12 protein-coding genes are annotated in these 12,347 nt (G+C 66.7%); 7 read left to right on the forward strand and 5 right to left on the reverse strand.

Going from position 1 to position 12,347, the window contains the following annotated elements:
• Positions 1-44 precede the first annotated feature (44 nt).
• The gene (locus MJ606_RS17655; RefSeq protein WP_243050872.1) at positions 45-998 is read right to left on the reverse strand and encodes a LysR substrate-binding domain-containing protein; all 954 of its coding nucleotides are present in this window, start codon (positions 996-998) and stop codon (positions 45-47) included.
• A 115-nt stretch (positions 999-1,113) separates the two neighbouring features.
• On the opposite strand from MJ606_RS17655, the gene MJ606_RS17660 reads away from it, so the two are divergent.
• Complete coding sequence (locus MJ606_RS17660; RefSeq protein WP_243050873.1) at positions 1,114-1,698, forward strand: FMN-dependent NADH-azoreductase; 585 nt, start codon at positions 1,114-1,116, stop codon at positions 1,696-1,698.
• Positions 1,699-1,824: 126 nt separating this feature from the next.
• Here MJ606_RS17660 and MJ606_RS17665 read toward each other — a convergent pair whose 3' ends face one another.
• A complete protein-coding gene (locus MJ606_RS17665; RefSeq protein WP_243050874.1) occupies positions 1,825-2,283 on the reverse strand; it encodes a hypothetical protein in 459 nt (152 codons plus the stop codon).
• 226 nt (positions 2,284-2,509) lie between these two features.
• On the opposite strand from MJ606_RS17665, the gene MJ606_RS17670 reads away from it, so the two are divergent.
• The gene (locus MJ606_RS17670) at positions 2,510-2,746 is read left to right on the forward strand and encodes a hypothetical protein (protein WP_243050875.1); all 237 of its coding nucleotides are present in this window, start codon (positions 2,510-2,512) and stop codon (positions 2,744-2,746) included.
• Positions 2,747-2,797: 51 nt separating this feature from the next.
• Complete coding sequence (ligD, locus tag MJ606_RS17675; protein ID WP_243050876.1) at positions 2,798-3,691, forward strand: non-homologous end-joining DNA ligase; 894 nt, start codon at positions 2,798-2,800, stop codon at positions 3,689-3,691.
• 52 nt (positions 3,692-3,743) lie between these two features.
• Here ligD and recJ read toward each other — a convergent pair whose 3' ends face one another.
• Genes recJ through MJ606_RS17690 form a run of 3 tightly spaced genes read right to left on the reverse strand, consistent with a single transcriptional unit; the run spans position 3,744 to position 8,289 of the window.
• A complete protein-coding gene (gene recJ, locus MJ606_RS17680) occupies positions 3,744-5,459 on the reverse strand; it encodes a single-stranded-DNA-specific exonuclease RecJ (protein ID WP_243050877.1) in 1,716 nt (571 codons plus the stop codon).
• Entirely contained in the window at positions 5,456-6,373 is a 918-nt protein-coding gene (locus MJ606_RS17685; protein ID WP_243050878.1) for a phosphoglycerate mutase, read from the reverse strand. Before MJ606_RS17685 ends, recJ begins: the two co-directional genes overlap by 4 nt.
• 8 nt (positions 6,374-6,381) lie before the next feature.
• On the reverse strand, positions 6,382-8,289 hold the full coding sequence (locus MJ606_RS17690; protein ID WP_243050879.1) for an ATP-binding cassette domain-containing protein: 1,908 nt from the start codon (positions 8,287-8,289) through the stop codon (positions 6,382-6,384).
• Positions 8,290-8,463: 174 nt separating this feature from the next.
• On the opposite strand from MJ606_RS17690, the gene MJ606_RS17695 reads away from it, so the two are divergent.
• The 4 genes from MJ606_RS17695 to MJ606_RS17710 all read left to right on the forward strand — a co-directional run bounded on the left by MJ606_RS17695 (position 8,464) and on the right by MJ606_RS17710 (position 12,340).
• Positions 8,464-8,799: a hypothetical protein gene (locus MJ606_RS17695; RefSeq protein ID WP_243050930.1), complete on the forward strand. Its 336-nt coding sequence runs from the start codon at positions 8,464-8,466 to the stop codon at positions 8,797-8,799.
• Positions 8,800-8,947: 148 nt separating this feature from the next.
• On the forward strand, positions 8,948-9,982 hold the full coding sequence (locus tag MJ606_RS17700) for an agmatine deiminase family protein (RefSeq protein ID WP_243050880.1): 1,035 nt from the start codon (positions 8,948-8,950) through the stop codon (positions 9,980-9,982).
• 140 nt (positions 9,983-10,122) lie between these two features.
• Positions 10,123-11,013 (forward strand): carbon-nitrogen hydrolase, encoded by an 891-nt coding sequence (locus tag MJ606_RS17705; RefSeq protein ID WP_243050881.1) that lies wholly within the window; start codon positions 10,123-10,125, stop codon positions 11,011-11,013.
• A 94-nt stretch (positions 11,014-11,107) separates the two neighbouring features.
• A complete protein-coding gene (locus tag MJ606_RS17710; RefSeq protein ID WP_243050882.1) occupies positions 11,108-12,340 on the forward strand; it encodes a TraB/GumN family protein in 1,233 nt (410 codons plus the stop codon).
• The last annotated feature ends 7 nt before the right edge of the window (positions 12,341-12,347 follow it).

The raw sequence follows: 12,347 nt of genomic DNA on the forward strand, positions 1-12,347 counted from the left end.
TGGCTAAACGTGAATGCTAGCATGAGCCTTGCGGCACGCTGCGGTTAGACGTACTTGCTGCACTCCGCGTGTTTCTGGCGCACGGCATCGGGCAGGGTCTCGGCCAGGAAGTCGACGAATGCGCGCACGCCGGGCAACAGGCCACGCCGGCTGGGATAGACGAAGTGCATGGTGCCCTGGGGCACGCTCCACTCGGGCAGCACCACCTCCAGCTCGCCGCGCGCTACCGCCGGCCCGCACACGAATTCAGGCAGCAGGGTGACGCCGATGCCGCGCTTGGCGCATTCCAGCAGCGCGGCGAAATCGCCGCAGATCAGGCGCGGCTGGATATCGACCAGCACTTTTTCGCCTTGCGCATCGAGCAACTCCCAGCTCTGCGCACCCTCGTGCTCGTTCATGGTCAGGGCCGGCAGGCCGGACAGGTCGGCAGGCAGCTTGGGGTGGCCGTAGCGCTTGAGCAGGTCGGGGCTGGCCACGGGCAGTACCCGCGACTGGCCGAAGGTGCGCATGACCAGGGTGGCATCGGTATCGAGCTTGCTGCGCACGCGAATGGCCACGTCGAAGCCTTCGCCAATCACATCGACGCGCCGGTCGGTGGCCTGCAGGCGCACCTGCATCTTGGGATGCTGCGCCAGGAAATCAGGCAGCACATGCCTCAGCACCGACTGCACCAGCGAGACGGGACAACTCACGCGCACCACCCCGCGCGGCTCGGAGCGCAGCTCATCCACTGCGTCCTGGGCTGCCCTCGCCTCTTCCAGCACGGCGCGGCAGTGCCCGTAGAAGCGCTCGCCGACCTCGGTGACCACGAAGCGGCGCGTGGTCCGCTGCAACAGCCTTACGCCCAGGCGCTCCTCCAATTGGGCGATGCGCTTGCTCAAGCGGGACTTAGGGATGCCCAGGGCCCTGCCGGCCGAGGAAAAACCGCCGTGTTCCACCACGGCCGCGAAGAAATACAGGTCGTTGAGATCCTGCAGGGCGCCGTCCAACACCGTCATCGCCGTTTCCTTGAGGGAACAATACGTTCGAGTTTACCCGGCTTATCAGCCCATTGTCCGACGCGTACCTTGGCCAAGTCGCCGGTCGATCCGGTCCGTCACTTGAGGAAATACCATGAAACTGCTGCACATCGACGCCAGCGCCCTGGGTAGCCACTCTGTCTCGCGCGGGCTGACCGCGGCCATCGTAGCCGAACTGGTACGCAACACGCCTGAAACTGAAGTCATCTACCACGATCTGGTAGCTAAGCCGCTACCGCACTGGACCCCGGTGGCCGATGCAAGCGACCCGGCCGCCGTGCTGGGCAACCAGATGCTCGAGGAATTCCTGGCCGCCGACGTGGTGGTGATTGGCGCCCCGATGTACAACTTCTCGATCCCCAGCCAGCTCAAGGCCTGGATCGACCGCATCACCGTGGCCGGCAAGTCGTTCCGCTACACCGCCAATGGCCCGGAAGGCCTCGCCGCTGGCAAGCGCGTGATCATTGCCTCGACCCGTGGCGGCATCTACAGCGAAGGCAGCGCCGCCGCGCCGATGGACTTCCAGGAAACCTACCTGCGCGCCCTGTTCGGCTTCCTCGGCGTGACGGACATCGAGTTCGTGCGCGCCGAAGGCGTGGCGATCAGCGAGGACAACAAGGCGGAATCGCTGAAGTCCGCCCACGCGACGATCGGCGTGGTGGCCCGAAAGGCGGCTTAAGCTCGCCCCCCTCTACGCAGGGCAGAGGCAGCAAGACCAACGCCGCGCATTAATGCGCGGCGTTGGTGTGTTCAGCGCGATAAACCGCCTTGCCGTCCAGGTGCTCAGCGGCTTGAGTTCGGCGATCTAGCGTGGCGGCACAGTCGTCAGGTCGCCTTCGAGTATCACGAAGTCCGCGCGCATGCCGGGCTTGAGGAAGTCATCGAGGCTGACACCGGGATCGTGCACACCCGTGAATACGGCTGACACGGCTTCGGCAAACGCCGCCTTGTGGGCCTCCCGCGTCTGCTCATGGGTGAGCGGTGGAATGGCGTTGGCGACCAGCCCCATCGCACCATCCGCCAGCACGGCACTCGCACGCTGGCCGACGCGCATGATGTAGCCACTGTCCGGCTGCCAGTCGCCATCGAGTAGTTGGGTGGCAAGCCGCATCGCGGCCGAATTCACCCAGGCTGCATGGCCGTCGATACGCGGCGCGGGATCCATGGCGTGGACATGCGCGTTGACCAGCCGCGTGGCCGCCTGCAACGGCAACACGCGGAGCGCCAGCAAGGCGGGCGGGAAGCAGCGGAACGACAGACGCATGACGGGTTCCGACCAAAGGGTCCGGCGACCTTGCCTAGCCACCCGGCGCATACAAGCCATCTACATGGCGCAACATCTGTTTCACGCCAGATGCACGCCCCGTCGCTTTCCCTGAACAGCGCCGCCGCAAAATCTGAATCACGGCGCCCGCTCAACATCGGCGTATCACCCGGGATTAACCGCATGGCCCGCAGTTTCGACGCACCCCACGACGGAGCCATGCCCCATGTCTCACGAAATGGAAGACCCGCGGATACACCTAATCCAGGCGTTCGACGAGCTGCTGCACCTGTACCGTCTGCTGGAACAAGAGAACGAACTGCTGCGCGGGCAACTGCGCAGGCATACCGCCGGCGAGCTGCAGATTCGCGAAACCGAACGCAGGATGACGCAGCTCAGGGGCGCCACGCAGGCCTCCATGCAGGAGCGCCTGCATGCGCTGCTGGCGTTGCGGCCACGTTGACGGGTGCGCGACTTTCGATGATTCCAATGATCCGCACAGGCATGCCCCATCATGAAAGAGCACCGCATCGACGGCATCGTCATCACCCATCCCGAGCGCGTCGTCTATCCCGACGACGACATCACCAAGCAGGATATCGCCGACTACTATGCCGCCGTCATGGACTGGTTTCTGGCCGGCGTCAGCCAGCGGCCGACCTCCGTGTTGCGCTATCCCGAAGGCATCGGCGAGAAGGGATTTTTCCAGAAGCATCCCATCCGCGGCCTGCAGCACACCGAACACGTCAGGCTGCGTGAGGAAAGCGGCGAACTGGACGACTACATCTGCCCACGCAGCGCTGCTTCGATCATCGAACTGGTGCAATTCGGCGCGATCGAATTCCACCCGTGGGCGGCCCGCGCCGACAGCCTGGATGAGGCGGACTACCTGGTGTTCGACCTGGACCCGGCGCCCGGCCTGGGCTGGAGCGAGGTGGTGGAAGCGGCGCGCCTGGTGAAGAGCCGGCTCGCCGAGCTGGCGCTGCAAAGCTTCGTGCGCACCACCGGCGGCAAGGGACTGCATGTCGTGGTGCCGCTCCACTCGTCCTGCGGCTGGGACGTTGCCAAGCGCTTTGCCCAGGGCTTCGCCCATCGGCTGGAGGAGGCACAACCGCATGCCTTCGTCGCCCACGCCTCGCGAAGCGAACGCGAGGGAAAAATTTTCATCGACTATTTGCGCAACAGTCGAGGCGCCACCAGCGTGGCGTCCTATTCGCTACGTGCACGCACCGGTGCCACGGTGGCCATGCCGCTGCGCTGGACCGAGCTGGGCAAGTGCCAGGGTGCGCAGGACTTCACCATTCGCACCGCCCGCCGCCGATTGGCCGGTTTACGCAGCTCGCCCTGGGAGGGCTTCGATACCCTGCGCCAAAGCCTGCATGAGGCCTTGCCCGCCGTAGACACCTGACCCGTGCGGTGCGCAGCACACGTCGCTTGCTCACCCGATCTGACCGGACGCGTTACGACGCGTCGATATGCCTTAGCAGCAGGCGCGCACTCTCCCGCCCCTGCCAGTCGTTGATCACCAGTTCGTAGACGGCACGGAACGCGGACGGCGGCGGCGTGCCGGTGTAGGCATTGAACATCACCGCGTCATGCACCGAGCCATCGCGCGGATCACGCAGGCTCAAACGCAGATGGCGCTGCCCCATCACGCGCCAGCTCGCGCATTCGAACAGGTTGTCGAACACCGGCTCGGGAAACGCCTGCCCCCACGGGCCTGCCGCGCGCAGCTGGCGTGCGAGTTCCAGCGTGGCGGCGCCCGGCGGCAATTCGCCATCGGTCAGCTGCACCGCCTGCAGCTGATCCTCGTCGAGCCACTCACGGGCGATGGTGTCGAAGGCGGCGGCGAAACGCGGGTAGTCGTCGGTCTTGAGGCTGAGGCCCGCCGCCATGGCGTGCCCGCCGAAGCGCAGGATCAGGCCAGGATGACGTGCATCGATCATCGCCAGCGCGTCGCGCACATGGAAACCCGCGATGGAACGCGCCGAGCCGCGCAGCTCGTCCTGCATGTCGTCACTGGCGGGCGCGAAGGCAATCACCGGGCGATGCAGGCGCTCCTTCAGCTTGGACGCCACCAGTCCCACCACGCCGGCATGCCAGCTCGGCTCGAACAACGCCACGCCCACCGCATCGGTATCGGCCGCGCGGGCCACCATGATTTCCGCCTCGGCGACCATGGCCTCCTGCAGTTCGCGGCGTTCCTGGTTGATCGAGCTGAGCAGCTCGGCATAGTGACGCGCCTGTGCCACATCATCGGTCAGCAGGCATTCGACGCCGATGCGCATGTCTTCCAGGCGACCGGCCGCGTTCAAGCGCGGGCCAATGGCGTAGCCCAGATCGCTGGCGCCCAGCGTGGCCAGATCCCGCTTGCTCGCTTCCACCAGCGCCACCACGCCCGGGCAGCCACGGCCCGCGCGCAAACGCTTCAAGCCCGCCTCGACCAGCACGCGATTGTTGAAATCCAGCGGCACCAGGTCGGCCACGGTGCCCACCGCCACCAGGTCGAGCAGCACCGAAAGGTCGGGCTCACTGCTCGTCGCAAAAGCGCCCCGCTCGCGCAGCGCGGCACGCAAGGCCAGCAGCAGGTAGAACATCACGCCAACGCCAGCCAACGCCTTGCTGGGAAAGTTGTCGCCTTCCAGGTTGGGGTTGACCATGGCATCAGCGGCGGGCAACTGCTCGCCGGGCAGATGGTGATCGGTGACGATCACGCGCATGCCCTGCGCCTGCGCCGCCGCCACGCCCGCGATGCTCGCCACGCCGTTGTCCACGGTGACGATCAGCTGCGGCTTGGGCTGCAGCGAATCGACCAGCGCGGGGCTGAGGCCATAGCCATGGATAAAACGATTCGGCACTGCGTAACTGACCTGCCGCGCGCCCAGCATGCGCAATCCGCGCACGGCCACGGCGGTACCGGTGGCGCCGTCGCAGTCGTAATCGCCCGCGATCAGGATGGACCAGTCGTTGCCGATGGCCTCGACCAGCAACGCCACCGCCTGATCGAGGCCGCCCAGCTGTTGCGGCGCCAGCAATCGCGCCAGGCGATATTCGACTTGTGCAGGGCTCAGCACGCCACGCGCGGCGTAGATCTGCTGCAGTACCGGATGGACGCTTGCGCTCCAGCCGTTCGGCTCGCCTTGCGGCACGCGGCGACGCAGGCGCAATGGCCTCACTTGCCGCCTCCACGCCAGAAACGCAGCCGATGCCAGGGGCGGATCACCCAACGCTCGCCGCTGGCAAAACTCAGCTGCAACGGTTGCTTCTGCGCCAAGGCCTGCACGCTGGGCCACCAAAGGGTGGCGATGTCGTCGACGGGCAGATCCTGCAGGTCGATCAGCCATCCCGGCGGCGCCGTCTCGATGGCGGCGGCCGTGCGCGGGACCGTGGCGATGCCCGCATGTCTGGCCAACGCGCCCAACAGCACGTCATCGCCGATCACGCCCTGCAGCGAGGTGCGCACGATGTTCGGCAAGGCGCCACCGCCCCACAACCACAGGCTGTTGATCGGCGGCACGCCACGTGTACGGCGTTCGGCATTGAGCGGGTGCTGATGCAGCAACACCTGCACCTCGTTGAGCAGCACGCGCCAGCGGCGGCCATCCGCGCCCTGCGGCAAGTGCTCGAACAAGTCCTCGCCCAAGGCCTGCTCGGGCGACGCGAACGAAGGTATCGGCGCGCCGCTGGGCAGGCGCACATGCCAGTGGTCGGGCGAGGACACTTCCAGGATCATGCCGGCATCGCCGAATACGGGCTTCAGCGGCCGCGCCAATGCCTGCGCTTCCTCCATGCCCAGCTGCATCTGTCCGCAAGCGAGCAGGCGCGCGCCGTTGAGATCGGGCTGCACCCAGGCGGGATCGGCGCACAACCAACTGGCGTCAGCGGCATCGCCAGCCATCAACTCGCGCGTCAGTGCCGCGGCAGGCAAACCGCCATGGACCACGAAACGCTCGGCCAGCCCGGCGAGATACCCCCTGGCGCCCGGCGCCAGCCGATCGGCCTTGTGCAACAAGGCGCGCAATGGATGCGCGGGATCGAAACGCGCCAGGTCAGGCAGCCACAGCTCCAGTGAATCCGGCGACGCACTCATCGACTGCCTCACGCTTCGAGTTGTTCGTACAGTTCAAGCCACTCCACTTCGAGGGCTTCCTTCTCACGGCGCAGCTCGGTCTGGCGCTGCCCCAGGCGCATCATCTCGGCGGTGGGGCCATTGTAGGTAGCCGGATCGGCCAGCTTGCCTTCCAGTTCGGTCAGCTCGCCTTCGATGGTGGCCACTCGCGTCTCGATCTTCTTGACGCGCTGACGCGTGGCCTTTTCGTTCTCGCGCTGGGCGGCCGCACGCTGGCGACGCTCCTCGGGCGACTCGACCACCACGACCGGCTTCACCTCGGCCGCCTTCTTGTTCTTTTTGTTGGTGGCGCCACGGCTGCGCAGCCAGCGTGCGTAATCGTCCAGGTCGCCATCGAAGCCTTCGACCACGCCGTCGGCCACGCGCCAGAAGCTGTCGCAGACCAGGCCCAGCAAGTGGCGGTCATGCGATACCAGCACCAGCGCGCCATCGAACTCGGCCAGTGCATCGGCCAGCGCCTCGCGCATGTCCAGATCGAGATGGTTGGTGGGCTCGTCGAGCAGCAGCAGGTTGGGCTTGTCCCAGGCGATCAGCGCCAGCGCCAGGCGCGCGCGCTCGCCACCGGAGAATCCGTCGATGGATTCGAATGCGCGGTCGCCGGCGAAATTCCAGGTGCCCAGGAAATCGCGGATCGCCTGCGCGCCCACGCCGGGCGCCTTGTCCTGCAGATGATCGAATGGCGAAGCGCCTTCACGCAGGCTCTCCACCGTGTGCTGGGCGAAGTAGCCGATCTTGAGGTCCTTGTGTGCCTTGCGCTCGCCGCCGAGCGGATCGAGTTCGCCCACCAGCGTCTTCACCAGGGTGGATTTACCCGCGCCATTGGGACCGAGCAGGCCGATGCGCTCGCCGGCCTCAAGGCGAAACCGCACGTCCTGCAGGATGGTGGCTGGCGGCGCGCCATGCTCACCCGGGTAACCGGCCGTAATCTCCTCCAGCTGGATCATGGAGTCGGGCAAACGCTCGGGCACCGCGAACTGAAAACGGAACGGCCGTTCCGCGCGCACGGCCTCGGTGCCGGCCAGTTTCTCCAGTCGCTTCACGCGCGACTGTGCCTGCTTGGCCTTGCTCGCCTTGGCCTTGAAGCGATCCACGAACGATTGCAGGTGCGCACGCTCGGCCTGCTCGCGCTCGTGCGCGATCTGCTGCTGGCGCAGCTGCTCGGCGCGCAGGCGCTCGAAGGCGCTGTAGTTGCCGGTATACAGCTTGCCGCCCCCCTCATTGAGGTGCAGCGTGTGGGTGATGACGCCATCGAGGAACTCGCGGTCATGCGAGATCACCAGCAGCGTGCCCTGGTAGCGGCGCAGCCATTCTTCCAGCCACAGCACGGCATCGAGGTCGAGATGGTTGGTGGGCTCGTCGAGCAGCAACAGTTCGGACGGCGACATCAGCGCGCGGGCCAGGTTCAGGCGCACACGCCAGCCACCGGAGAAAGCCTTCACCGGCGTCTCGTGCGTTTCGGCGGCAAAGCCCAGGCCGTGCAGCAGGCGTCCGGCGCGGGCGCGGGCATCGTAGCCGTTCAACTCCTCGATGCGGTGATGGGCCCGGGCCATCGCCTCGGTGTCACCGCGCGCCTGGGCGTCGAGTTCGTCGCGCAACACGGCGGCCAGTTCTTCGTCACCCCCCATCACGTATTCGATGGCCGGGTCGGGCAGCGCGGGGGTCTCCTGCGCCACCGAGGCCATGCGCAGCCGGGCGGGCATATCCAGGTCGCCCGCATCGGGATCGACCTGCCCCTGCAGCGCGGCGAACAGGCTGGACTTGCCGCAACCGTTGCGCCCGACCACACCGAGCCGCCAGCCGCTCTGGATGACCAGGTCGATATCGGAAAGCAGCAACCGGCTACCGCGACGTAGGGCGAAATGACGAAAGGAAATCATGAAGGAAAGCTTATCCGGACCGGGCATGCTGTCGCCCGCAGCCGCCCATCATACCGGGAGCGAATGCCCACCCGATCGCATTGCCCGCAGGTGCTCGTGGAATAGCCGGTGGGCTTCTGCTAAAACGGCGGGGTAACGCCTTGTGCGGAGAGGGGACCCGTGAACAAGTACAGCATCAGCAAGTTCAGTATCGGCCTGTCCATGATCGCGCTGCTGGCCGGGGCCTCCGCGCCCGCCATGGCGCGCGCGGAAGACGTGCTCATCAACCGCGTGCAGCAGGAAAAGGGCATGGACCTGCCCGCCCGCGGCCTGAGCATGGACCAGGTCGAAAAGAAGTACGGCGCACCGCAGCGCAAGTTGGCGCCTCGCGGCGGCGACAGCGCCAAGCATCCGGTGATCAACCGCTGGGATTACTCGAACTTCATCGTGTACTTCGAGAACAGCCACGTGATCCACGCCGTGCTCAATACGCCGGCGGGCAACAACACCAACCCGGGCTCGGCCAACTGATCCAGCGCCATCCGCCAGCGCGGCCCGTGGCGACACGGGCCGCGCTGGCGTTTCCGGCTCCCTGACGCCGCATCGTTTACACTTCGCATCCCACGCGGCACGCCACTGGCGACGGGCCGCTTTCCCCGATGCAAGAGAACTGCCTACGATGACCGACCATAGCCTGCGCCTGCCCGCGGAATGGGAGCCGCAATCGGCCGTACTGATCGCCTGGCCGCACGCCGGCACCGACTGGGCCGCGCGCCTGGCCGAGGTGGAAACCACCTACGTGGCGCTGGCCGCCGCGGTCACCCGCTTCCAGCCACTGATTATCGTGGTGGCCAGCAACGAGCTGCGTCTTCGCGTGCAGGCCCTGCTGACCGGCGAAGGGGTGGACCTGTCCAAGATCCGCTTCGTCGAACTTCCCTATGACGACACCTGGCTGCGCGATTCGGGCCCCATCACGCTCAAGGCCGACGACGGCGCCTTCCAGCTCACCGATTTCCGCTTCACCGGCTGGGGCGGCAAATTCGGCGCCGAGCAGGATGATGCGCTGGTCGCCGGGCTGGTCCATGAGGGCGTGTTCGGCAAGGCCGCGCACCAGCGCATCGACTGGGCCCTGGAAGGCGGCGGCATCGAGAGCGACGGCGCCGGTACCGTGCTGACCACCTGGCGCTGCCTGGTCCAGCGTCATCCCGAGCAATCGCGCGCGGACATGAGCAAGATCCTCGCCGACAGCCTGCATGCCAAGCGCGTGCTGTGGCTGGACTACGGCTACCTCGAAGGCGACGACACCGACGCGCACATCGACACGCTGGCCCGCTTCGCCCCGGGCGACCGCATCGTGTACCAGGCCTGTGACGATGCCAGCGATGCGCACCATGAGGAACTCACCCGCATGGGCGAAGAACTGGCCGCGCTGCGCACGCCGGATGGCCGCCCCTACCAGCTCTATCCGCTGCCGTGGGCACGCCCGATCATCGACGAGGGGCGCCGCCTGGCCGCCTCCTACGCCAATTACCTGATCGTCAACGGCGCCGTGCTGGTGCCGGCCTATGGCGACATGGCCGACGACGAAGCCGCACGCATCATCGGCGAGGCGCACCCGGGCCGCGAAATCGTGCAGGTGCCCTGCCGCCCGCTGATCTGGCAGAACGGCAGCCTGCACTGCATCACCATGCAGTTGCCGGCAGGCATCGTCTAAGGAAAGTCTGAATAAGTGCCTGCCCGTCATTCCCGCGAAAGCGGGGCTGACGGACTCGGACCGCCAAGGTCCTCTTCATAGAGCATCCGCTAGACTTCGCGTCCTGCCTTCGCCGGCAGCCGCCATCAGAGAACACGCCGATGACCCGCAAGACCCTCAAAGTCGCCCTGCTGCAGGAAACCGATCGCGGCAGCCGCGACGCCAACCTCGATGCCATCGAAGCCGGCCTGCGCGAGGCTGCCGCCAAGGGCGCGGAGCTGGTACTGCTGCAGGAGCTGCACAACGGCCCGTATTTCTGCCAGCGCGAGTCGGTGGACGAGTTCGAGCTGGCCGAGACCATCCCCGGCTATAGCACCGCGCGCATCGGCAAGCTGGCCGAAGAGCTGAAGCTGGTGATCGTCGCCTCGCTGTTCGAAAAGCGCGCCACCGGCCTGTATCACAACACCGCGGTGGTGTTCGACCGCTCCGCGGCGATCGCCGGCAAGTACCGCAAGATGCACATCCCCGACGATCCGGCGTTCTATGAGAAGTTCTACTTCACCCCGGGCGACCTCGGCTTCGATCCCATCGACACCTCGGTGGGTCGCTTGGGCGTACTGGTGTGCTGGGACCAGTGGTACCCGGAGGCCGCGCGCCTGATGGCGCTGGCCGGTGCCGAGCTGCTGCTTTATCCCACCGCCATCGGCTGGGACCCGCAGGACGACCAGGCCGAGAAAGACCGCCAGCGCGAGGCCTGGATCACCGTGCAGCGCGGCCATGCCGTGGCCAACGGCCTGCCGCTGCTGTCGTGCAACCGCACCGGCTATGAAGCCGACGCCGCCGGCGTGGGCAACGGTATCCGGTTCTGGGGCACCAGCTTCGTGGCCGGGCCGCAGGGTGAATTCCTGGCCCAGGCCGGCACCGACCAGCGCGAACTGCTGGTGGTGGATGTCGACATGGCGCGCAGCGAACACGTGCGCCGCATCTGGCCGTTCCTGCGTGACCGCCGCATCGATGCCTATGGCGACCTGCTCAAGCGCTTCCGCGACTGAGGCCTGACGCTTCGCCCCGCGGTCGGCGACGCGGCTTGTGCTGCGCCCCTGCCATCCCCATGCAGTGATTTACTCCGCCAGACCGACGCCACGCATGAGCCTGCCCGATATCGCCGATTCCCTGCCCCCCGTGCTGCGCGACCAGCCCATTGAACGCGTGACGCGGGACGGCGTGGAATACGTCGTGCTGGGCACGGCCCACGTCTCACGCGCCAGCGTGGAGGCGGTGGAGGCGCTGCTGGCGCATGAGACTTTCGATGCCGTCGCGGTGGAATTGTGCGACAGCCGCGCGCAGGGCATGCGCGATCCGGATGCGTTCAAGCAGATGGACCTGTTCCAGGTGATCCGCCAGGGCAAGGCCGGCATGGTAGCGGCCAGCCTGGTGCTGTCCTCGTTCCAGAAACGACTGGCCGAGCAATACGGCATCCAGCCCGGCGCCGAGATGAAGGCGGCGATGGATGGCGCCGACCAGCGCGCGCTGCCCACCTGGCTGGTGGACCGCGAAGTCGGCACCACCTTGCGGCGCGCCTGGCACAGCGTGGGCTTCTGGCAACGCTTCGGCCTGCTCGGCGGCCTCATTGCCAGCGTGTTCGAACGTCAGGCGATCGAAGAATCGGAAATCGAAAAGCTCAAGCAAGGCGACATGCTGGAGAGCGCCTTCAGCGAATTCGCCACCAACTCGGCGCCGCTCTACCGCAGCCTGATCGGCGAACGCGATGCCTACATGGCCGCGCGCCTGCGCGAACAAGCCACCCGGGCCGGCTTTGGCGAAGGCCGCCGCGTGCTGGTAGTGATCGGCGCCGGCCACCTCAAGGGCCTGTGCGAACTGCTGCGCACCCAGCAGCGCGATCCATCCGTCGAGGCGGCCGAGCTGGCCGCGCTGCCACCCAAGGCGCGCTGGCCCAAATGGCTGGCCCTCGGCCTGGTGCTGGCCGTGTTTGTCGCCATCGGCTTCGCCTTCCATCGCGATACCTCGCTGGGCACGGCCGCCTTGCGTGACTGGATTCTCTACACCGGCTGCTTCTCGGCGCTGGGCGCCATCATCGCCGGCGCGCATCCGCTCAGCATCCTGGCCGCGTTTATCGCTGCGCCCATCAAGCCCTTCCGCCCCGGCATTCCTTCCGGCGGCATCAGCGCCATGGTCGAGGCGTGGGTGCGCCGTCCGCGCGTGGCCGACTTCGAGACGCTACGCGACGACATCGGCCACTGGAGCGGCTGGTGGAAGAACCGCGTGGCGCGCACGCTGCTCAACTTCTTCCTGGTCAGCTTCGGCACCATCATCGGCGAGTACACCGCCGGCATTCATATCTTCAAGAGCCTGTTCTGAAGACACG

Origin of the sequence: Dyella sp. RRB7 (assembly GCF_022761115.1) — a bacterium.
GTDB lineage: Bacteria > Pseudomonadota > Gammaproteobacteria > Xanthomonadales > Rhodanobacteraceae > Dyella.